At 61.3% G+C, this 21,051-nt stretch carries 16 protein-coding genes and 2 pseudogenes; 11 read left to right on the forward strand and 7 right to left on the reverse strand.

What is annotated here, in order from left to right; all coding sequences use genetic code 11:
- Positions 1–51: 51 nt before the first annotated feature.
- The 6 genes from VNX23_RS26835 to VNX23_RS26860 form a co-directional block, all read right to left on the reverse strand.
- A complete protein-coding gene (locus VNX23_RS26835; protein ID WP_325634592.1) occupies positions 52–2,229 on the reverse strand; it encodes a hypothetical protein in 2,178 nt (725 codons plus the stop codon).
- Positions 2,230–2,402: 173 nt separating this feature from the next.
- The gene (locus VNX23_RS26840) at positions 2,403–3,014 is read right to left on the reverse strand and encodes a hypothetical protein (RefSeq protein WP_325634593.1); all 612 of its coding nucleotides are present in this window, start codon (positions 3,012–3,014) and stop codon (positions 2,403–2,405) included.
- A gap of 28 nt (positions 3,015–3,042) precedes the next feature.
- Positions 3,043–3,705 (reverse strand): ParA family protein, encoded by a 663-nt coding sequence (locus VNX23_RS26845; RefSeq protein ID WP_325634594.1) that lies wholly within the window; start codon positions 3,703–3,705, stop codon positions 3,043–3,045.
- Between the two features lie 414 nt (positions 3,706–4,119).
- A complete protein-coding gene (locus VNX23_RS26850) occupies positions 4,120–5,403 on the reverse strand; it encodes an MFS transporter (protein ID WP_325634595.1) in 1,284 nt (427 codons plus the stop codon).
- A 77-nt stretch (positions 5,404–5,480) separates the two neighbouring features.
- Positions 5,481–6,677 (reverse strand): acetyl-CoA C-acyltransferase, encoded by a 1,197-nt coding sequence (locus VNX23_RS26855; protein WP_325634596.1) that lies wholly within the window; start codon positions 6,675–6,677, stop codon positions 5,481–5,483.
- A 164-nt stretch (positions 6,678–6,841) separates the two neighbouring features.
- Positions 6,842–7,612, reverse strand: coding sequence for an enoyl-CoA hydratase (locus VNX23_RS26860; RefSeq protein ID WP_325634597.1), 771 nt, complete (start codon positions 7,610–7,612; stop codon positions 6,842–6,844).
- Between the two features lie 202 nt (positions 7,613–7,814).
- Between VNX23_RS26860 and VNX23_RS26865 the strand changes: the two genes are divergently transcribed.
- From VNX23_RS26865 to VNX23_RS26915, 11 genes and pseudogenes are all read left to right on the forward strand, one after another.
- Positions 7,815–8,447, forward strand: coding sequence for a TetR/AcrR family transcriptional regulator (locus tag VNX23_RS26865; protein ID WP_325634598.1), 633 nt, complete (start codon positions 7,815–7,817; stop codon positions 8,445–8,447).
- 601 nt (positions 8,448–9,048) lie between these two features.
- Entirely contained in the window at positions 9,049–10,545 is a 1,497-nt protein-coding gene (locus VNX23_RS26870) for a CoA-acylating methylmalonate-semialdehyde dehydrogenase (RefSeq protein ID WP_325634599.1), read from the forward strand.
- A gap of 179 nt (positions 10,546–10,724) precedes the next feature.
- Entirely contained in the window at positions 10,725–11,870 is a 1,146-nt protein-coding gene (locus VNX23_RS26875) for an isobutyryl-CoA dehydrogenase (RefSeq protein ID WP_325634600.1), read from the forward strand.
- Between the two features lie 145 nt (positions 11,871–12,015).
- Positions 12,016–13,095 carry an enoyl-CoA hydratase/isomerase family protein gene (locus VNX23_RS26880; RefSeq protein WP_325634601.1) on the forward strand — a complete coding sequence of 360 codons (1,080 nt, stop codon included), beginning with the start codon at positions 12,016–12,018 and terminating at the stop codon, positions 13,093–13,095.
- A 199-nt stretch (positions 13,096–13,294) separates the two neighbouring features.
- Complete coding sequence (mmsB, locus tag VNX23_RS26885; RefSeq protein WP_414643089.1) at positions 13,295–14,188, forward strand: 3-hydroxyisobutyrate dehydrogenase; 894 nt, start codon at positions 13,295–13,297, stop codon at positions 14,186–14,188.
- Positions 14,189–14,198: 10 nt separating this feature from the next.
- The gene (locus tag VNX23_RS26890; protein WP_325634603.1) at positions 14,199–15,923 is read left to right on the forward strand and encodes an AMP-binding protein; all 1,725 of its coding nucleotides are present in this window, start codon (positions 14,199–14,201) and stop codon (positions 15,921–15,923) included.
- Between the two features lie 3 nt (positions 15,924–15,926).
- On the forward strand, positions 15,927–16,406 hold the full coding sequence (locus tag VNX23_RS26895) for a MaoC family dehydratase (protein WP_325634604.1): 480 nt from the start codon (positions 15,927–15,929) through the stop codon (positions 16,404–16,406).
- Between the two features lie 226 nt (positions 16,407–16,632).
- A pseudogene (locus tag VNX23_RS26900) lies at positions 16,633–17,551 on the forward strand (SDR family NAD(P)-dependent oxidoreductase).
- A gap of 135 nt (positions 17,552–17,686) precedes the next feature.
- Positions 17,687–18,931 carry a TIGR03862 family flavoprotein gene (locus VNX23_RS26905; RefSeq protein ID WP_325634605.1) on the forward strand — a complete coding sequence of 415 codons (1,245 nt, stop codon included), beginning with the start codon at positions 17,687–17,689 and terminating at the stop codon, positions 18,929–18,931.
- Between the two features lie 186 nt (positions 18,932–19,117).
- Entirely contained in the window at positions 19,118–20,041 is a 924-nt protein-coding gene (locus VNX23_RS26910; RefSeq protein WP_325634606.1) for an NAD(P)H-binding protein, read from the forward strand.
- A gap of 220 nt (positions 20,042–20,261) precedes the next feature.
- Positions 20,262–20,732 (forward strand): hypothetical protein, encoded by a 471-nt coding sequence (locus VNX23_RS26915; protein WP_325634607.1) that lies wholly within the window; start codon positions 20,262–20,264, stop codon positions 20,730–20,732.
- A gap of 88 nt (positions 20,733–20,820) precedes the next feature.
- On the opposite strand, the pseudogene VNX23_RS26920 reads toward VNX23_RS26915, so the two are convergent.
- A pseudogene (locus VNX23_RS26920) lies at positions 20,821–21,051 on the reverse strand (transglycosylase); the annotation flags it as partial.

A 21,051-nucleotide genomic window follows, 5' to 3' on the forward strand; every position in this document is an offset into this window, starting at 1 on the left:
GAAACGGAAAGCGGCGGGACATCGCCGCGCATTTGCGCCGGGCCTGGTCGCTCACGGTGTTCTGGCCGGACCGATCTGCGGCGCGCGCACCGGCTTGGCCATGCCGAAGAACACTGTCAGTCCATTCCCTCCACAGAGTGTTGAGGTTGCTTCGCTCGCATAGGGAGCAAAGCAGCTCTGCGGTCGCTGCCAGTTGTCCGCGACCCAAACGTTGCCCGCTGGATCTATGCCAATGTCGGTCAACGGCTGCATGCCGCCGCCCACATAGCCGCCGGGCGGTGAGATCGGATCGCCCGTCTTCATTCCCGGCGGGCAGGTCTCGGTGCGCGCGCCACAGAGATGCGTGATGGACGCGCCGGCAAAATTCGAGCTCCAAACCTGATCGTTCCCGTCGATGGCGACCCCCCAAGATCCCCAAGCGCCGCCCCCATGGAATGGCGAGCCTGGTGCCGGGGTCCCGTCAGGACGCAACATCGAAATGTTTCCGAGCGAAGAGTTGCCGTTCAGATAATCGAAAATCACCCGATGTAGCTGGCTCATTCGACCCGTAAGCTTCAGCTCGAGCAGCTCTAGTTTCGTTCCAACATCAAGGCCGGTTCCAAGCGTGTTGGCAATCCAAGCGTTGCCCTGACTGTCGATCGCCATGCCCTTACCACTGTGCCCGCCGGTCTGGAGCACTTCGACCTTGCTAGGGTCACTCGCTGGAAAACGTGTGACCGTGTCGCCAATCGCATTGGTAATCCAGATCCGGTCCTGCTGGTCGATGGCAAGGTGGAAAGGACCGCTCAGTTTACACGGGTTGTCTTTGTTCGGTTTGCCGTCAGTGGATCGGCAATAGAACTTTACTTTGCTTGCATCGCCTTTAGGCAGATGCACTACCTGGTCCTTTTCGAAATCGAGCGTCCAAATGTCCCCATTCGGCGCAACGATGATTCCCTGCATGATTCCAAGCTGCCCACCGAAATTGTAGCCATCAGGCGGAGAAATCGGTTTGCCGCTCTTGTCAAAAAGCGAAATCGTCTTGCCGCCCGTGCTGGTGACCCACACGTTGCCATCGGCGCCTATCGCCGTGCCGAAGCCGGGCCCTTCGACGCCTCCACCTTGAAATCCGGTCGTCTCGGGCGACAATGGTCTGCCGTTCGGGGCGAACTTCGACAGGTTGCCGTCCCATAGATCGTCTGATGCTTGCGAGCCGACGATGAAGTTGACACCTGTCCAGGCATTACCCTCTACGTCGAACATGATCTTGCCTGGTGCACTTAGCCCGCCGCCGGTGAATTTGAGGGGCAGCGTCCAGGCACTCGGCGCATAATTCAGATATGGCATATATGGCGTCCGCCGTAAGTTTTTGCCCTGCGGAACGGGATAGAACGCATCCAAAAGCGCAATGAGCCTCTCCGGTCGGTACGCGCAATTGCGTGCAACGGATTGCAACGCGCCGAGCGTGTCGGTCGGCGCCTTGCCTCCTGGCGGCGTTGTTGCGTCGAGCAGGCTTGCGCAAGCGTCGGGCCTGACGCGCGTGGTGCAGCCGGCCAACAGACTGGAGAGCGTGGCGAAGTTTGCCATCGTTGTCGTCTGCGAGCTGTTGACCGCATCCTGGATGGCCGCGCCCCAGCCGCCGGTTTGGAGATTGACAAAGCTCGGCACGTTGCCGGCGGCGATCTTGAGACCAAGCGCATGACCTCTGATCGCGGTCCCATCAATAAACTGATTGTGGGTCCACACCGATGCCACGGTTGTCATCTCGTTGATGACCACTGTGGACGCAGGCGAGTTTCCCAGGACCGACAACATCGTAATTGCCGGATTGTCACCACTGCCCTTGTTGACCGAGGCTTCGCCACCTTTGGCGACAACATACAGGATCACGTCCGCACCCGGCGTTTCCTGGCTGGAAAGATCGAACCGGCCGTCGCTATTCGTCCTTGCTTGCGCCAGTTGCCTGGGATCGCCTGCACTCGCTGCCCATAGCGTAACGGTCGAGTTTGCGAGCGGGCCTCCGCCAGCCTGGACTTGTCCCTCGATCCGAACCGCAGCCTCACTCTGACCGCAGCCCAGTATGCCAACTGCCAGCAACGTGGTGACCATGTGAGCTTTATTGATTGTAAACAAGGTTTTCTCCGCGCCCTCGTACCGTTGTCTCAGCGGTGCCTTGTCGTAAGTCGCCCGCGTGCCGGCCGCCGGCCACAACTTAAAATCCTTCGCAATGTCGCCATTGATCCAAGTCAACGCTTGCGGAACCAGACACCGGCTTCAGAAACTGACATCGCTCACGTCCCAAGGGCATATCCACCGACCCATGCATCAAAGACAACCTATCTGCTGGAAATTTGCCTGGAAGCGTGAGCTGTCGCTTCAATGCCGAGCCACGCCGGCTGGAGCGGCGACCGCGTTTTGAGTTGCTATTTAGACCTGGATTTCAATATCGTCTGCGCAAGTGACTTTAGCGCGTCGGATTGCTTCAGGATTAGTTCACATTGCCTTGGTGCTTGCGCGCTCGATAGCTCGACAAATTCTGCGACCGTTGTCGCGCCGGCCAACTCTCGCGCGTACTTCAGGGTCGTGATCACGTTCGCTTTCATCAATTCGATTGCCTCGGCGCGGAATTCCGCTGCGGCTCCCTCGACGACCACCAAAAAATCGCTTTCAAGGCTGGAATCGCTGTCGTCGTTCGACGCGCTTTTCACCGGTGTCTCTGTCAAATTCTTCGCATGGTCCAACGCAGCATTGAGGCTGATTTTGACGTTTTCAAAAATCCTGTTCTGACAGTCCTTGGCAATTCTCACCGCCATTTCGGCGGTGCTGCCGGAATCGACAAGTGACATTGCCGCATTCAGCGATGCCGCCGCCGCAGGAATCGGGGCCGTCGCTTGCCTTGTGGCGACTGTTCGGTCAGATGTCTTCGCTGCGTGCTCCGGTCGAGACGGATCGTCAGGGGAAGCGGCAATCAGGCTGGCAGACAATACAACCAAGCCGTCGTCAACGGCGCGGCTCGCCGCCGCGGTGAGCTCCACCAGCGAGCGGCGCCCGGACCGTGTATTGCTAGCAGGCCGCCTTGTTCGCGTTCTGCTCATGATCAAACGAACCCTCGGCGAGCTTCTTCAAGACCCAGCGCCACAGCCCTCGAATTTCCTCCGAGGCTCTTCCCTCTTGCGCAAACTCGGTCACGCCCAACCCTGTCCCGAGGGCGTCCTGGTGGTCGTTGCGCTGTCCGACATAGGGAAGCGCAAGCACGCCTAGCGAATTGAGCGACGTTGCAGCTTCGCTCACTCGGCAGCCCCGCGGTGGCGTTTGATTGAGGACGAAGGCAAATCGGCGGTTAAGCCTGCGAAGGGCGAAGAGCGTCGGTATCGCAGCTTCGATGTCGGCCGGGCTCGGACGCGCCGGTATCAGGCAAAGATCGGCCCCGGCGATGGCGCGCATGGCCAACGCGTTGTTTGTAGCGGCGGTATCGATGATCGCGAGCCAGACCCCCTCGGCCTCGAGGCCGGACAGCGCCCCTTCTATTTCGGCGGGATCGGTGACCCGAACGACGCGCGGATAGGGATTGCTGCGCCGTGCTTTCCATTTCGATACCGTGCCTTGTGGATCCGCCTCGACAAATGCGACGCGTTCCCCGTTCTCCATCGCCGCGACAGCAAGTCCGACGGCCAGCGTGCTCTTGCCGCTTCCACCTTTTTGCGTGACCAGAGCAAGGACGTACATTTCCCGCTCATCCTCGGATGACAACAACGTGAAACAAAAAAATCGCCGTAAAAATTCAGCCCGCCAAATGCCGCGACATAGCACTCCACGTCGTGAGTCGCATCAAGCGCGAGTGGAACTCACAACCAATCCATGCCCACTGTGCTACAAATGCCATACTGCGCAAAAGCGCTCGGCCGCAAGGTTCCGCAACACGTGCTCGCACGCGCGCGACGGGCTTGATTATCTTGTGCGGTTGGTTTGTTTGTCATGTTTCGCCCTCGAGAAAGGTCATCTCGCCAGCCGCGTTTGCCACCAGATATTCCCCCAAAGCCGACATGGCGGATTTATGAGCAAATGCCCTGGTGCCCGTGACTTTCCGAAGTTCGTGAAAGGTGGACGCTGCGATCGAGCACGAACTTCGGAAAGTAGGCACTAGGCCGCGACCGGCTTTCCCGCCCGAGAAATCGCCAGCGCGATCAGGGCCGCCACCACGCACAGCGCGCCGGCCAGGAAGAAGGCGGGCAGGTAGGTCGCAAGCGCCGTGCGCGAAAGGCCGGCGCCGAAAGCCGCGAATGCGGCGCCAAGCTGATGCCCGGTGAAAATCCAGCCGAACACCAGGTTGGCGCGCTCCGGCCCGAAGCGCTGCGCGGTCAGCCGCACCGTCGGCGGGACCGTGGCAATCCAGTCGAGACCATAAAACATGGCAAACAGCGACAGGCCATAGAACGAAAAATCGGTAAACGGCAGCATCAACAACGACAGGCCGCGCAGGCCGTAGTACCAGAACAACAGCCAGCGATTGTCATAGCGGTCCGACAGCCAGCCCGAGAACATGGTTCCGAACAGATCGAACACACCCATCGCGGCGAGCAGGCTGGCTGCCTGAATCTGGGGAATTCCGAAATCCAGGCACATCGGAATCAAGTGCACCTGGATCAGGCCATTGGTGCTGGCGCCGCAGATGAAGAATGTCACAAACAGGATCCAGAAAGCTTTGGTCCGCGCCGCATCGCGCAAGGTTCCCAGCGCAGCCGTCACGATCGGCCCGCTGCTCGGAGCAGGAGGTGGCAGTGGCTCCTTGCCTTCATCGCCGAAGGGACGCAGGCCAACATCGCCCGGACGATCGCGCATCACCAGCAACACCGCAAAAGCTGCGAGCGCGAGCATCACGCAGACCAGCGACAGCGCAATCCGCCAGCCCATTTTCTCGGTGACGCTGGCGAGCAGCGGCAAAAACAGCAATTGCCCGGTGGCGACGCTCGCGGTGAGGATCCCAAGCACCAGCCCCCGCCGCGCCGTGAACCAGCGCGTGGCGACGGTTGCGCCCAATACCAGCGCGGTCATTCCGGTGCCGATGCCGATCACGACGCCCCACAGCAGCATCAGCTGCCAGACCTGTGTCATCAGAAGCGATGACATCAGCGCGCAACCCACGATCAAGAGGGCCGAAAGCGTCACGTTGCGAAGGCCGTAACGGTTCATCAGGGCGGCGGCAAAGGGCGCCATCAGGCCGAACAGAATGAACCGGATCGACAGCGCCGAGGAAATCTCGGCGGTGCTCCAGCCGAACTCCTGCTGCAGTGGGACAATGAAAACACCGGGCGCGCCGACCGTACCGGCGGTGATCAGCGCGGTGAGGAATGTCACCGCCACCATCACCCAGCCATAGTGGATGTTACGGCGGGTCAGCGCAGCCGACAGCCAGCTTGAGATCATGGCTTTTCCTGTTTTGGCATCAGATGCGCGATCTTCCGGCCCGGCGCCGCTTGATGGAGGAGGGATTTTTCGGGACTTTAGTGGACCGCGCGCTCCACTGCGATGGCGGTTGCCTCCCCGCCGCCGATGCACAGCGCAGCAACGCCGCGCTTGAGATCTTGCGCTTCAAGCGCATGCAGCAGCGTGACGATCAGGCGCGCACCCGTCGCGCCGATAGGATGGCCGAGCGCGCAGGCCCCGCCATTGATGTTCAGCTTCTCGCGGGGGATTGCGAGGTCGCGCTGAGCCGCCATGGCCACAACCGCGAATGCCTCGTTGATCTCGAACAGATCGACGTCGCCGACACGCCAGCCGACCTTGTCGAGCAGCTTGCGGATCGCCGGGATCGGTGCGGTGGTGAACCATTGCGGCTCCTGACTGTGGGTCGCGTGGCCTCTGATCTCGGCCAGAACCGGCAGACCCTCGCGGTTCGCGATCGATCGCCTGGTCAGGATGAGCGCGGCGGCGCCATCGGCGTTTGCGGAGGACGCAGCCGGCGTGATCGTTCCATTGGGGCGGAAGGCCGGCTTCAGGCCCGGGATCTTGGCGGGATCGACCTTGAGCGGAATTTCGTCCTTGTCGATGATGCGAGGGCCGGCTTTTTCCTTCACCGTCACGGCGGCGATTTCGGCCCCGAATGCGCCGCCTTCGACCGCCTTGCGCGCGCGCCTCAAGGTCTCCATCGCATAGGTGTCCTGGGCGTCGCGCGTGAACTGATAGGCTTCCGCGGTAGCTTCGCCGAAATCGCCCATTGAACGTCCGGCCTCGTAGGCGTCCTCAAGTCCGTCCAAGAGCATGTGATCGATGATCCGGTCGTGACCGGCGCGATAGCCGCCTCTCGCCTTGGCCAATAGATAAGGCGCATTGGTCATGCTCTCCATGCCGCCGGAGACGACGATGTCGGCCGAGCCGGCGTTGATGATGTCGTGGGCCAGCATGGTGGCTTTCATGCCGGAGCCGCAGACCTTGTTGATGGTGGTCGCACCCGTCGCATCCGGGAGGCCCGCACCGCGAGCGGCCTGTCGCGCCGGGGCCTGGCCCTGTCCGGCGGGGAGCACACAACCCATGAAGACCTCGTTAATCCGTTCCGGCGAGAGTTTTGCCCGCTCGACCGCGGCACCGATCACATGCGAGCCGAGCTGGTGCCCGCTCAACGGCGAGAGGTCACCCATGAAACGGCCAAGTGGCGTGCGGGCGGCGGAAACGATGACGACGGGATCGGGGGTTGCGGCCATGACGGTGATCCTCAGAATCGGGGTGATTGGATTACGATAATCATATGATGCGTTGCAAAACTTGCAATGCATGTCTCACATGACAAATTGTCGTGATCGTATGAGTTCTCCGGCTCGCCGCCAAAAGCAGGGTTTCCGCAACCCGCCGACTGTCAATCTGCCGACTATCGCTTCCGATCGATAAAGCCCTGCATCAGCCGTTTTGGTTCATCCGTGAGGTAGGATTGGCCGAACACGCCGATGCTCAAATTGACCGATTCCGTCAGCGGCAGCTCTTCCCATTGACGCAGCAGAGCCTTCTGCGTGCGCAGGGCTTCCGGACCGCAGGCCAGAAGGGAGGCAACGGTTTGCTCCACCGCGGCATCAAGACCGCCTTCGGGCGCGACCACGTCGATCAGTCCCCAGGCGAGTGCGGTGGCTGCGTCGATGTTCTCGGCCGTCATCACCAGCCAGCGCGCGCGACCCCAGCCGATCAGGCGAGGCAGCAGTGCCGCGTGAATGACGCTGGGAATGCCGACCCTGACTTCCGGCATGCCGAATTTGGCACCGTGTGCCGCAATCCGGAAGTCGCAGGCTGCCGCGACCTCTAGCCCGCCGCCGAGACACCAGCCGGGCATTCGCGCGATCACGGGCGAGGGAAACGCGCGCACCGCTTCGCAGAGATCGCGCAAGCCGGTGATGAATTTCTCGGCCGAGGCCTGATCGAGCTTCGCCAGTTCCTTGATGTCAGCGCCCCCGATCATGCTCTTTTCGCTCTGCCCGGCGATGACGAGCACGCGAAGCTGTCGTTCCGTTGCAAGCGCCTGCAATCCCTCGCGCACGCCGTTGATGACGGCCGAACCGAGAATATTGAGCGTCCCTGCATTGCAGATCGTAAGACGGACGACGCCGCGCGTGTCGCGGTCAATACCGCAGTAGGGATTGAGCATGAGCATGAACGGACTCGCAATTGAGGATTACGGCCGTGGATTGTGCCACTTTCGGGCGAAAAAACCATGGGCTGTCAAGGTCCGCCGAAGCAGGATTATTTGCGGCGGTAAAACTTTAGTTCCGAAATAAGTGCAGCTTTTCGCGCCGTCCGATGTTATGAGGATGGCGAACGGCATTGTATGATTTTGAACATATCATAGGTCTGGCATGCGGTACTCCAGGGAACACAAGCTCGAAACTCACGCGCGGATCGTGCGCAAGGCCTCAGTCAGGCTTCGCCAGAAGGGTGCGCACGGTGTTGGCGTTGCCGACCTGATGAAGGAGGCCGGTCTTACCCATGGCGGGTTTTACGCGCATTTCAATTCGCGGGACGATCTGGTGATCGAGGCCTTTACGCACGCGATGGATCGATCGACGGAGCGCTGGCGGAAACTGGCCGGACAGACGTCACGCGAGAAGCGTTTTGCAATGATCGTCGATAGCTACCTGACCTCGCTTCACCGCGACGATCCCGGTCGCGGCTGCGCCATACCGACGCTCGGCGCAGAGATCGCCCGTGAAAGTTCCAGGACGCGAAGGGTATTTGCGGGCCGGCTCGATCAGATGATCGACATGCTCGCGGACCAGATTCCGGGTCTGCCGCGCAAGGCCGCACGCAAGCGGGCGATGGCCACCATGGCTACCATGATCGGGACGCTGGTGATGGCCCGTGTTGCAGGCAGCGGCGAATTTTCCGATGAAATCCTTGGCGCCGGCCGCGAGGCTCTGCTTGGCCGGGCGAAGTCGCCAAGGCCAGGGAAATCGGCGTCCCGAAGGGCGGTCGCCTCGACGCGTCACTGACATTGGCGGCTAGAGCATGATCCGGAAAAGTGGAAACCGGTTTTCCGAAAAGATCATGCTCAAACAAAGAGATGAGATCATGATGCGGTTCCACTTAATCGCATCATGATCTAGTGGAGTGGATTTGACATTCGCTACCCGTAGGCCACGGGCTCGCGAAGCGAATGTCATATCGAAAACTCCACTACATACCTGTGTTTACTCATGGTCCTTTGATTCTAACATTCGAAAAAATGCCTACCGAAACGGGATGCGAATGTTAGAATCGGACCATTAGAATCCTGGCCCTTCCATCAAGCCGCATGGGACATTGGTCGCATGCGGCGGGAAACGCCACGAAGCCGGTATTTTCGCAATTCCGCCTCCCGCTGAAAGTCCTTTCCAAACGCGGCAAAGACTGCAAGATGCCGGTGAAGTGGATTTGACATTCGCTACCCCTTGGCGGCTAGCTCGCATAGCGAATATCAAATCCTAAACTTCACCGGAAACCTATACTTGCTAGGGTCCCTTGGTTCTGACATTCGTAAACGAACCCGCCGCGACAGCAAACGAATGTCAGAACCGGGACGCTAGCCAAAACCCGCAAGTCGTGGAGGAACGCATGCGTATGATCGGGCATTTTATCGGCGGCCGCGAGGTGAAGGGCACATCCGGCCGGTTTGCCGACGTATTTGAACCCATGACCGGCGATGTCCAGGCCCAGGTGGCGCTGGCATCCAGGGCCGAAGTTCGCTCCGCCGTGGAGAACGCCAGGGCGGCTCAAGGGGAATGGGCTGCGACCAATCCGCAGCGCCGCGCCCGCGTGATGATGAAGTTCCTGGAACTGGCGCAGCGCGACTATGACAAGCTCGCCGACGTGCTCGCGCGCGAGCACGGCAAGACGGTTCCTGACGCCAAGGGCGACATTCAGCGCGGGCTTGAGGTGGTGGAGTTTGCCTGCGGCATTCCGCACCTGATGAAGGGTGAATATACCGAGGGCGCCGGCCCCGGCATCGACATCTATTCGTTGCGCCAGCCGCTCGGCGTCGTCGCCGGCATCACCCCGTTCAATTTTCCGGCGATGATCCCGATGTGGAAATTCGCGCCCGCGATCGCCTGCGGCAATGCGTTCATCCTCAAGCCGTCGGAGCGTGACCCGGGCGTGCCGATGCTGCTGGCGCAATTGATGATCGAAGCCGGCCTGCCGCCCGGCATCCTCAACGTCGTCAACGGCGACAAGGAAGCGGTGGACGCGATCCTCGACGACCCCGACATCAAGGCCATCGGTTTCGTCGGCTCCTCGCCGATCGCGCAATATATCTACGAGCGTGCCGCGGCGAACGGCAAACGCGCCCAGTGTTTCGGCGGGGCGAAGAACCACGCCATCGTGATGCCGGATGCCGACATGGACCAGGCCGTGGACGCCCTGATCGGCGCGGGCTACGGCTCCGCCGGCGAGCGCTGCATGGCGGTCTCGGTCGCCGTGCCCGTCGGCAAGACCACCGCCGACCGGCTCATGGAAAAACTGATCCCGCGCGTCGAATCCCTGAAAATCGGAACCTCGATCGATCCGTCCGCCGATTACGGCCCGCTGGTAACCAAAGAAGCGGTCGAGCGCGTCAAGAACTATGTCGAGATCGGCATCAAGGAGGGCGCGACGCTGGCGGTCGACGGCCGCGGATTCAAGATGCAGGGCTACGAAAAAGGCTTCTACTTGGGAGGCTGCCTGTTCGACAACGTCACCAAGAACATGCGGATCTACAAGGAAGAGATTTTTGGCCCCGTATTGTCGGTCGTGCGCGCCAGGGATTACGCGGAGGCGCTCGCATTGCCTTCCGATCATGACTACGGCAACGGCGTTGCCATCTTCACCCGCGATGGCGATGCCGCGCGCGATTTTGCCGCCCGTGTCAATGTCGGCATGGTCGGCATCAATGTGCCGATTCCAGTGCCGATCGCGTATTACACCTTCGGCGGCTGGAAGAAATCCGGCTTTGGCGATCTCAACCAGCACGGTCCGGACTCGATCCGCTTCTACACCAAGACCAAGACAGTGACGGCGCGCTGGCCGTCGGGTGTCAAGGAGGGCGCGGAGTTTTCGATTCCGACCATGAACTGACGAGCGCTGGCTCGTCATTGCGAGGAGCCGAAGGCGACGAAGCAATCCAGGTTGTTGCCGCAGCATTATTTCTGGATTGCTTCGCGGAGCTTGTCATCGGGCCGCGCGTTCGTGCGACCCGTCGGCTCGCAACGACAGCAGGGGTCGCATAGGGTAGGCCAGAGGAAACGCAACGACACATGCAATTTGCTCTTACCGACGACCAGATTGCAGTTCGCGATATGGCGCGGGATTTCGCCGCGGAAAAAATCGCGCCACATGCGATCCGCTGGGACGAAGAGAAGCATTTCCCCGTCGATGTGATGCGCGAGGCGGCCAAACTCGGCATCGGCGGCATCTATATCCGCGACGATGTCGGCGGCTCGGGACTGACGCGGTTCGACGCGGCGTTGATTTTCGAGGCGCTGGCGCAGGGCTGCCCAACCGTGTCGGCTTTCATCTCGATCCACAACATGGCCGCGTGGATGATCGATGCCTTCGGCAACGATGCACAGCGCAGCAAATGGCTGCCGAAATTGTGCAGCATGGAATATCTCGCAAGCTATTGCCTCACCGAACCCGGTTCGGGATCGGATGCGGCCGCACTTCGCACCCGCGCGGTGCGTGACGGCGACCACTACGTCCTCAACGGGCAGAAGCAATTCATTTCCGGCGCGGGCGGAGGCGACGTCTATGTGGTGATGGTGCGGACCGGCCAGGATGGACCCGCCGGCATCTCGACGCTGGTGGTCGAGGGCGATACGAGCGGACTCTCGCTCGGCGCAAACGAGCGCAAGATGGGCTGGAATGCGCAGCCGACGCGCGCGGTGATCTTCGAAAACGCGCGCATTCCCGTCGCCAATCGGCTGGGCGAAGAAGGGATCGGCTTCAAGATTGCGATGGCCGGCCTCGACGGCGGACGTATCAATATCGCGGCATGTTCGCTCGGCGGGGCGCAAAGCGCGCTGGACAAGTCGCTTGCCTATATGAAGGAGCGCAAGGCTTTCGGAAAGCGCCTCGACGAATTCCAGGCGCTGCAATTTCGCCTCGCCGACATGGCGACCGAACTGGAGGCGGCGCGGACCTTTGTGTGGCGTGCGGCCGCGGCCCTCGACCGCAAGGATCCGGATGCCAGCATGCTGTGCGCGATGGCAAAACGCTTCGGCACCGATGTCGGCTTCGAGGTCGCCAATCAGGCGCTGCAATTGCATGGCGGCTACGGCTATTTGAGCGAATATGGCGTCGAAAAAATCGTCCGCGATCTGCGTGTGCACCAGATTCTCGAGGGCACCAACGAGATCATGCGGCTGATCGTGGCGCGCAAACTTATCGAGGGGGCGCGATGATCGCTGGTCGGACGTCACCCTCTCCCCCTGCGGGAGAGGGTGCCGAGCGCGAAACGCGCGAGGCGGGTGAGGGGGCTCGGCCCCTCACGAAGGCTGCTCCCGCCTCTCCCGCAAGGGGAGAGGGGAAGAAAGAGGAGGGGGCGCGATGACCAGTCAAGCCCCTGCCGCGGCCGAGGAAGGCGACCTGATCGTGCGGCGCGAGGGATCGGCCGGCATCATTCGCCTCAATCGGCCGAGGGCGATCAATGCGGTGACGCTCGAGATGTTTCGCGGCGTCGACAAGGCGCTCGATCAATTCGAGGCGGAGGCCGCGGTCAGTCTGGTCCTGCTGGAAGGGGCAGGGGATCGAGGTCTCTGTGCTGGCGGTGATATCCGGGCGCTTTATGACAGTTCGCAGGTCAAGGGTGATCTCGGCAAGATCCTTTGGCGCGAGGAATACATTCTCAACGCCCGTATCGCCAAATTCCCAAAACCCTATGTCGCCTTCATGGACGGCATCGTGATGGGCGGTGGCGTCGGCCTGTCCGCGCACAGCGCCCATCGCGTCGTAACCGAGCGCACCAAGCTCGCGATGCCGGAAGTGGGCCTCGGGTTCTTTCCCGACGTCGGCGGCACCTGGCTGCTTTCGCATTCTCCGGGAGAGATCGGCACCTATTTCGGATTGACCGGTCAAACCATGAACGGCCCCGACGCCATCTATGCCCGCTTCGCCGACGCGGTCGTGCCATCGAGCCAGCTCCCGGTCTTGCGCAACGTTCTCACCGAAGTCAGGCCCGGTACGGCGTCCAGCGAGGTCGGGGCTTTGATCGACGACTTTGCGACCGGTGAGTCCGCGGGCCCCGTCGCAGCAACGGAGCCGCGCATCGATGCCTGGTTCGGCCACGACCGCATGGAAGACATCTTTGCCGCCCTGCAGCGGGACGGTTCGGAACTGGCGAGGGCGACGTTCAGGACATTGAACGAAAAATCGCCGCGAGGCATGGTCGTCACGCTCAAACTGTTGCGCCTGGCGCGCGCTTCTTCGTCGCTCGAACAGTGCCTGGCGCGGGAATATCGTGCTGCGCTCGAAGTATTCCGAAGCGATGATTTTCGCGAAGGCGTGCGCGCCGCCGTGATCGACAAGGATCGTAATCCAAAATGGTCGCCCTCGCGCGTCGAGGACGTAACGCCGGAAATGACGGCGCCGTATTTTGCCGATATCGGTGCCGACGAACTGGTATTTTGAGAAGACGACAAGAAGCGCGCTAGTGGAGTGGATTTGACATTCGCTACCCATCTGGCCGCGAGTCCGGAAAAGCGAATGTCAAATCCTAAACTCCACTAGAATCTTATATCTACTAGTGGTCCTATGATTCTAACATTCGCAACAGTGGCCACCGAGAAAGGATGCGAATGTTAGAATCGGACCACTAGAGCGGAGGGAATTGAAGATGGCCAGCATCGCATTCATCGGTCTCGGCAACATGGGCGGCCCGATGGCTGCCAATCTGGTCAAGGCAGGACAGAAGGTAACGGCGTTCGATCTGGTGGCGGCCTCGCGCGATCAGGCCAGAGCCGACGGCGCGGCGATTGCCGAAAGTTCGGTGGGGGCCGTCAAAGGCGCTGACGTCGTCGTCACGATGCTGCCCGCCGGCAAGCATGTGGTCTCGGTCTGGAATGAGGTGGTTCCGGCGATGGCAAAAGGCGCGCTGATCATCGACTGCTCGACCATCGATGTCGAAAGCGCCAAGCAGGCCCACGCGCTGGCCTCAAGGCACGGCGTCGGTTCGGTGGATGCGCCGGTCTCCGGCGGCACCGGCGGCGCCAAGGCCGCGACCTTGACCTTCATGTGCGGCGGCGACGAAAAGTCCTTCGCGGCGGCAAAGGGCGTGCTGGAAAAGATGGGCAAGAAGATCGTGCATTGCGGCAGCGGTGGGGCCGGGCAGGCGGCAAAAATCTGCAACAACATGATTTTGGGCGTTTCCATGATCGCGGTGAGCGAAGCCTTTGCGCTCGCCGAAAAACTCGGCCTCTCGCATCAGGCGCTGTTCGACGTCGCCTCGACTTCATCGGGGCAGTGCTGGTCGTTGACGTCCTATTGCCCCGTGCCTGGTCCTGTGCCGACCTCGCCCGCCAACAATGATTACAAGCCCGGCTTCGCCTCGGCCTTGATGGTGAAGGACCTCACTTTGGCGCAGGATGCGGCCAGGGCTGCGGGCGCCGCGACCCCGCTGGGCAAGCATGCTCAGGAGCTCTACAAGGCCTTCGATGCGGAAGGAAATGGCGGGGTGGATTTCTCCGGGATCATCCGGCACGTGCGCAGGCTCGCGAAAACATAGCTGAAGGCCGATGACGACATTTCAGGAAGCCCGTGCCTTCTTGCTGGCTCACCGCACGGATTACGACAAGGCGGTGGCGGAGTTCCGCTGGCCCGACCCCGTTCCCTTCAACTGGGCGCTGGACTGGTTCGACGCGGAGCTCGCGCGTGACGCCGATAGCCGGGATCGTCCGGCGCTCTGGATCGTCGATTCCGCCAGCAACCGCGAGACGAAGCTTTCCTTCGCAGCGCTATCCCGCCGTTCCAGTCAGGTCGCGAATTTTTTGCGTGCGCAAGGGATCAAGCGCGGCGATCATCTTCTGCTGCTGCTCGGCAACGTCGTTCCGCTCTGGGAGACGATGCTGGCGGCGATCAAACTGGGCGTGGTGGTGATTCCCGCGACCACCTTGTTGACGGCAGATGAACTGCGCGACCGGCTCGAGCGAGGCCGCGCCAGGGTGGTGGTGGCGACGCAGGACCAGATCGCGAAATTCGCAGGCCTTGGCAGCGAAAAGCTGGTCCGCATCGTTGTCGACGCCGCCTCGAAACAAGAAGGCTGGCTCGCCTACGAGGGTTCCGCGAATTCTCCAAAATCCTTCTCCCCCGATGGCCCAACCCGGCCTGACGATCCGATGCTGCTTTATTTCACCTCCGGCACCACGGCCAAGCCGAAGCTGGTGCGGCACAGCCAGCGCAGCTATCCCGTCGGCGGGCTCTCCACCATGTACTGGCTCGGCCTAAAGCCCGGCGACATCCATCTGAACATTTCCTCGCCCGGCTGGGCGAAACATGCCTGGAGCTGCTTTTTCGCGCCCTGGAATGCCCGGGCGACCGTGTTCGTCGTCAATCAGCCGCGCTTCGACGCCAGGGGATTGCTCGCGACCATCGAACGCTGTGGCGTCACCACGCTGTGCGCACCGCCGACGGTGTGGCGGCTGTTCATTCAGGAGAAGCTTGCGGATTTCAAGGTGAGCTTGCGCGAGGTCTGTGGCGCCGGCGAGCCGCTCAATCCGGAAGTGATCGATCAGGTGCGCAACGCCTGGGGGCTCATCATTCGCGACGGCTACGGCCAGACCGAAACCACCGCGCTCGCCGGCAATTCGCCGGGGCAGAAGGTCAAGATTGGCTCGATGGGCCGGCCGATGCCGGGATATCGTGTGCGGATCACCGATGTCGACGGCAACCTCACCAAGGAAGGCGAGATCACGCTGTTGCTCGGCGACGACCGCCCCGCGGGCCTGATGCAGGGTTATCAGGGCGACGACGGCAAGCTCTCCGGTGCGGACGGCGCGCTCTATCGCAGCGGCGACGTGGTGTTTGCCGATGAAGAAGGCTATCTCACCTTTGTCGGCCGTTCCGACGACGTCTTCAAATCATCGGATTACCGCATCAGCCCGTTCGAGCTCGAAAGCATCCTGCTCGAACACGAGCTGGTCGCGGAAGCCGCCGTCGTGCCGAGCCCGGATCCCATTCGCCTTGCCGTGCCCAAGGCTTACGTGCTGCTGGTCTCGGGCGCGGCGCGTTCGAGCGAAACAGCGCTTTCGATCTTCCGGTACCTTCATGCGCGCCTTGCGCCATTCAAGCGAATCCGGCGGATTGAACTGGTGACCGAATTACCCAAGACGATCTCGGGAAAAATCCGCCGCGTGCAGTTGCGCCGCCTGGAGCATGACAATGATCGCAACAGTTCGCTGCGGGGCGCGGAGTTTCGCGAAGAGGATTTCCCGGAATTGCAGAAAGCGCGATCGGAGAGCTGAGGAATGAACGAAGTCTGGAAGAAGCCGCCCCTTTCGCTTGAGGCGTATCAGAACATGGTCGGGCGTGAGATCGGCGTGTCGTCATGGCATGTGGTCGATCAGGGCAGGATCAACGCCTTTGCCGACGTGATCGAGGATCACCAGTTCATTCACGTCGATCCCGAGCGCGCAAAACGTGAAACTGCGTTTGGCTCGACGGTTGCGCACGGCTTCCTGACCATGTCGCTTCTGAGCATCATGTCATATGAGGTGATGCCCGTGATCGAGGGCACCACGATGGGCGTCAATTACGGTTTTGACAAACTGCGCTTCATTTCGCCGGTTCGCGCCGGCTCGCGGGTGCGCGGCCGCTTCACCCTGATGGAAGCAAAGTTGCGCAAGCCGAAAGAGCTGCAATCGCGCACCAGCGTCACGATCGAAATCGAGGGCGAGGAAAAACCCGCTCTGATCGCCGAATGGATCGGCCTGATTTATTTCGCGTAATCGTCGTCATGGCCGGGCATGACCCGGACATTTATCGTTGCTGGGTCACACCCTCTCCCCTTGTGGGAGAGGGTGGCGAAATCGAGCGAAGCGAGATAAAGCCGGGTGAGGGGTTTTCTCTCCGCAAGCAGTAACCCCTCATCGGCGCGAATTTCATTCGCGCCACCTTCTCCCACAAGGGAGAAGGCCCCCTCGAGAAGCTTAATAACATTCGGGAAGTTTATGCATGACAATCAGGTTTGATGGACGCGTCGCTATCGTCACCGGCGCGGGCAATGGTCTTGGCCGCGCGCACGCGCTCGGGCTGGCGAGCCGCGGCGCGAAGGTCGTCGTCAACGATTTCGGTGGCGCACGCGACGGCACCGGAGGTTCGTTGACGCCGGCGCAAACGGTGGTCGAGGAGATCCGCAAGGCGGGCGGCGTGGCAATGGCCGACGGCGCCGATGTCTCCGACTTCGAGCAGGTTCAGGCGATGGTCGACCGCGCGACGAGGGAGTGGGGCAAGGTCGATCTGCTCTGCGCCAATGCCGGCATTTTGCGTGACAAGTCCTTTGCCAAAAATGGAAAGTGCCGATTTCGCCAAAGTGCTGGACGTCCATCTCATCGGCACCTTTAATTGCTGCAAGGCGGTGTGGAACGGCATGCGCGAACGCAACTATGGCCGTATCGTCGTCACCACCTCGTCCTCGGGCCTGTTCGGCAATTTCGGCCAGGCCAATTACGGCGCGGCGAAGGCCGGTATCGTCGGATTGATGAACGTGCTGGCCGAGGAGGGTCGCAAGAACGATATCCGCGTCAACACGATTTCGCCGACGGCGGCGACGCGAATGACGGAAGAGCTGTTGCCGCCGCAGGCGCTCAAGCTGATGAGGCCGGAATCGATCACACCCGCGGTGCTTTATCTGCTCTCCGAAGACGCGCCGACGCGCACCATTATCGGCGCGGGCGCGGGATCGTTTGCCGTCATCAAGATCATGGAAACCGAAGGAATCAACCTTCCGCAAGATGAATGGACGCCCGAAGCGATCACGGCACATTTCGCCGAGATCAGCGACATGGGCCGCGCGAAGGCGCTGGAAAACGCATTCCAGCAGACGCAGAAATATGTGACCCAGGCGGCGGCGCGCGCAGGCGTGAAGTTGTGAGGCAAACCGTCATTCCGGGGCGCGCGCTAGCGCGAACTACGATGTGCAATTGCACATCGGAGAATCTCGACCGACAACCTTCGGATTCCGGGCCCACGCGAAGACGCGTGTTCCGGAATGACGTAAACCCGATCCATGCGAATCTCCCAAACTGAAGTGGCCGTCATCGGCGCCGGTCCTGCCGGGTTGATGGCGGCCGAAACGATCGCGCAGGGCGGGGGCCGCGTCACGGTCTATGACGCGATGCCGTCCGCGGGGCGGAAATTCCTGATGGCCGGTCGCGGCGGGCTCAACCTCACGCATAGCGAGCCGTTGCCGACGTTTCTGTCGCGATACCGCGAAGCAAGTCCGCAATTGGCCCCCGCCATCGAGGCGTTTTCGCCGGATCGCTTAAGGGCATGGTGCGAGGCGCTGGGGCAGCCGACTTTCGTCGGCTCCAGCGGGCGTATTTTTCCGAAAGTCCTGAAAGCGTCTCCGCTGCTGCGCGCCTGGCTGCGTCGGCTCGATGCGATAGGCGTGCAGTTCTCGCTGCGCCATCGCTGGAGCGGCTGGGACGAAAAGGGGCGGTTGCTATTCCAGATGGGCGAGGGACAAATCGCCGTCGAGACGCGCGCAACCGTGCTGGCGCTTGGCGGCGCAAGCTGGCCGCGGCTCGGCTCCGACGGCGGATGGGTGGAAACGCTTCGCGCCAGGGGCGTGAAGGTTTTTTCGCTCGAGCCTGCCAATTGCGGTTTCACCGTCCTCTGGTCGGATATTTTTCGAAAGGGTTTCGAAGGCCAGCCTCTAAAGAATATCACGCTCTCGTTTGGCACCCGCAACGTCCGCGGCGAAGCCGTGATCACGCGGGGCGGCATCGAGGGCGGCGCGATCTATGCGCTTTCGGCCGACCTGCGCCAAGCGATCCGCGGCTCGGGTGAGGCGACCCTGCACATCGCCTTGCGGCCTGATTTTCAGGCAGCAGCCCTTGCCGCGCGGTTGTCGGCACCGCGCGGGAAGCAGACGCTTTCGAACTGGCTGCGCAAGGCGGCGTCCTTGTCGCCGGTTGCGCTTGGGCTGTTGCAGGAAGCCGCAAAATCGTCCGGGATATCGCTGTCGTCGTTATCGCCGGAAGCTCTTGCAGAGCAGATCAACGATGTGCGGCTGCGTCTCACCGGCGCCTCTGCGATCGCGCGCGCGATCTCGAGCGCCGGCGGCATTGCTTTCGATGAACTTGAGGAAGATTTCATGATCCGCCGCTTGCCTGGCGTCTTCGTCGCAGGCGAAATGCTCGATTGGGAAGCGCCGACCGGCGGCTATCTCTTGCAGGCTTGTTTTGCCACCGGAGCTGCGGCGGGGCGGGGAGTGCTGAGGTGGCTCGAGAGCCAGGCCCCATATTCATAATTCGCACTGCATCGCGCAAAGTCTAGACTCGGTCAATCCCTGCTAATATCCTTCGCGCACGCCGCCGCGCTCGTCTTCGGACTTTCCCAACATCCGGTGCGACGGTGAGCACGCTTGCTGCGCTGAGCGTCTGCGCCCTCGGGCTATGCGATCGTCCCGCAATCGAACTCATCGAGAGGCAATGAAATGACCACTCAACCGTCACACGCTAGCCCGATCCTGGTGACCGGCGCGGCGGGCGCTGTCGGTTCCATCGGCCGCAATGTCACCGAAATGTTGCTCGCCAGGGGGCACAAGGTGCGAGCTTTGGTTCGCCGAGAGGATGAACGCGCCCAAGCCCTGCGCCGGCTCGGCGCCGAGGTCATGCGAGGCGACCTGACCGACCTGGTCGGGATGCACCGCGCGATCGAAGGTTGCGCGCGTGTCTACTTCGGCATGTCGGTTTCGGCCGATTACTTGACGGCCACCGTCAACACCGCTGCCGTGGCGCGCCACCACGGCGTCGAGGCTTTCGTGAACATGTCGCAGATGACCGTTACGCAGATGAGCATCAGCGAGAGCACCGATAGCCCTCAGCACAAACTGCACTGGCTGGCGGAACAGGCTTTGTCCTGGTCGAGCCTCCCGGTCGTCACCATGCGGCCCACGGTCTTCCTCGATGGGTTCTTCCGGCTTTTCGCTGCCCCGGGCGTGCGGGACGCCGACGAACTGGCGCTGCCAATGGGTGCGGGCAAAACCTCCCCGATCTCGGCTGTGGACGTAGCGCGCGCCGTATCGGTCGTCCTCGAGGATCCCACGCCGCACATTGGCCAGATCTACAATCTAACCGGTTTTGAATCGGCCGATTTGGAATACTATGCACGCGCGTTCTCCAAGGCGCTGGGTCGGACGATCCGCTATCGCGACGTGCCACTCTCCGGCTGGAGCGAGAAGCTTCTCGCGGCGGGTGCGCCGGCGCACACTGTCAAGCACCTCTCGGTGATGACGGAGCTGAATAAGCAGGGCCGCTACGACCGTATGACCGACGACGTGTTCAAGCTCACGGGCCAGAAGCCGATAAGCATGTACGACTTCGTCAAGCTGCATGCCGCCGAATTCACGCCGGCCTGAACCGCGGCTTGAGCGGTCCGTTCGAACCAGAATGGTCGTTCCGTCGTTTCACACAGCCAGGGTCATTTTCAGACCTCGACGCGCTCGACTGGTAGATCCGCGTTGCGCCGGACAGCAGACATGGGCAGAGCGGTCGGCGACGTCCGAAAAGTGCCGATAGTGTTGCAAAAGTCCTTTTGCAGCATTGGGTCAGAAATTCTCCGCGCCCCAGGCGCGACGATTGAATAGTGATGTGGGGGCCACGTCGTCATGCGCCAAACTCACAGGCGATTTTCGTGGTGGGTTTGAGGCTCTATTGATCGGCGATTGTCGTTCCTTTCGTCCTTTGGCGGAAATTGGCCGCTGCGCCTTTTGGGAGAAGGGGCGGCAGTTGCCAGCGCTTCCCATGCCACATTATGTGCTAAGCTTGAACCAAATGCGGGATCTTGGCGAATATTTGCGAGCTTACGTGGCCTATGTCTCGGCCAATCTTGGCTGGGGCAAGGCGCTAAGGTTTGTACTTGTATGGCTTGCTGGAATGTTTGCCCCGCTGGCTGCGAGGACTTTGGTGCAGTTGCCAGAATGGGTGGCGATGACCTGGATGGTTGGTTGGGCGCTTCTTGGCTATATCTTCGCACCTTACGGAATGTGGAAACACCACCGTGCGCAGATTGCGAGCTCAATTCAGCCAAACCAAAAACAGCCGCGGTAGAGGGCGGCCGAGATCGCGCGGCGGTGTAATCTGTCGCTTCGTTCGCGAAGGCTTCATCCAAATCGGCCTCCAACCACTCAACGGAAATTTATTGGTTCGCCCGTTCGGCGGCGGCGGTGGCCACGTATTTCGAATAGAACTCGGCAACCCGGTCACGCCACATTCCGACGAACGCCCACGATGTCAGCTTATCGACCGATTTCCACGCGTGTTTGACGGCCGGAAGAGTATTCCGCCAGATCGCGCGTTTGCACCATTTTTCGCCTTTCTCCATGCCTTCGCTGGTGGCACACATGGATTTCCAAGCGATGCGATCAGG

The organism is Bradyrhizobium sp. (assembly GCF_035570375.1).
Classification (GTDB): Bacteria; Pseudomonadota; Alphaproteobacteria; order Rhizobiales; family Xanthobacteraceae; genus Bradyrhizobium.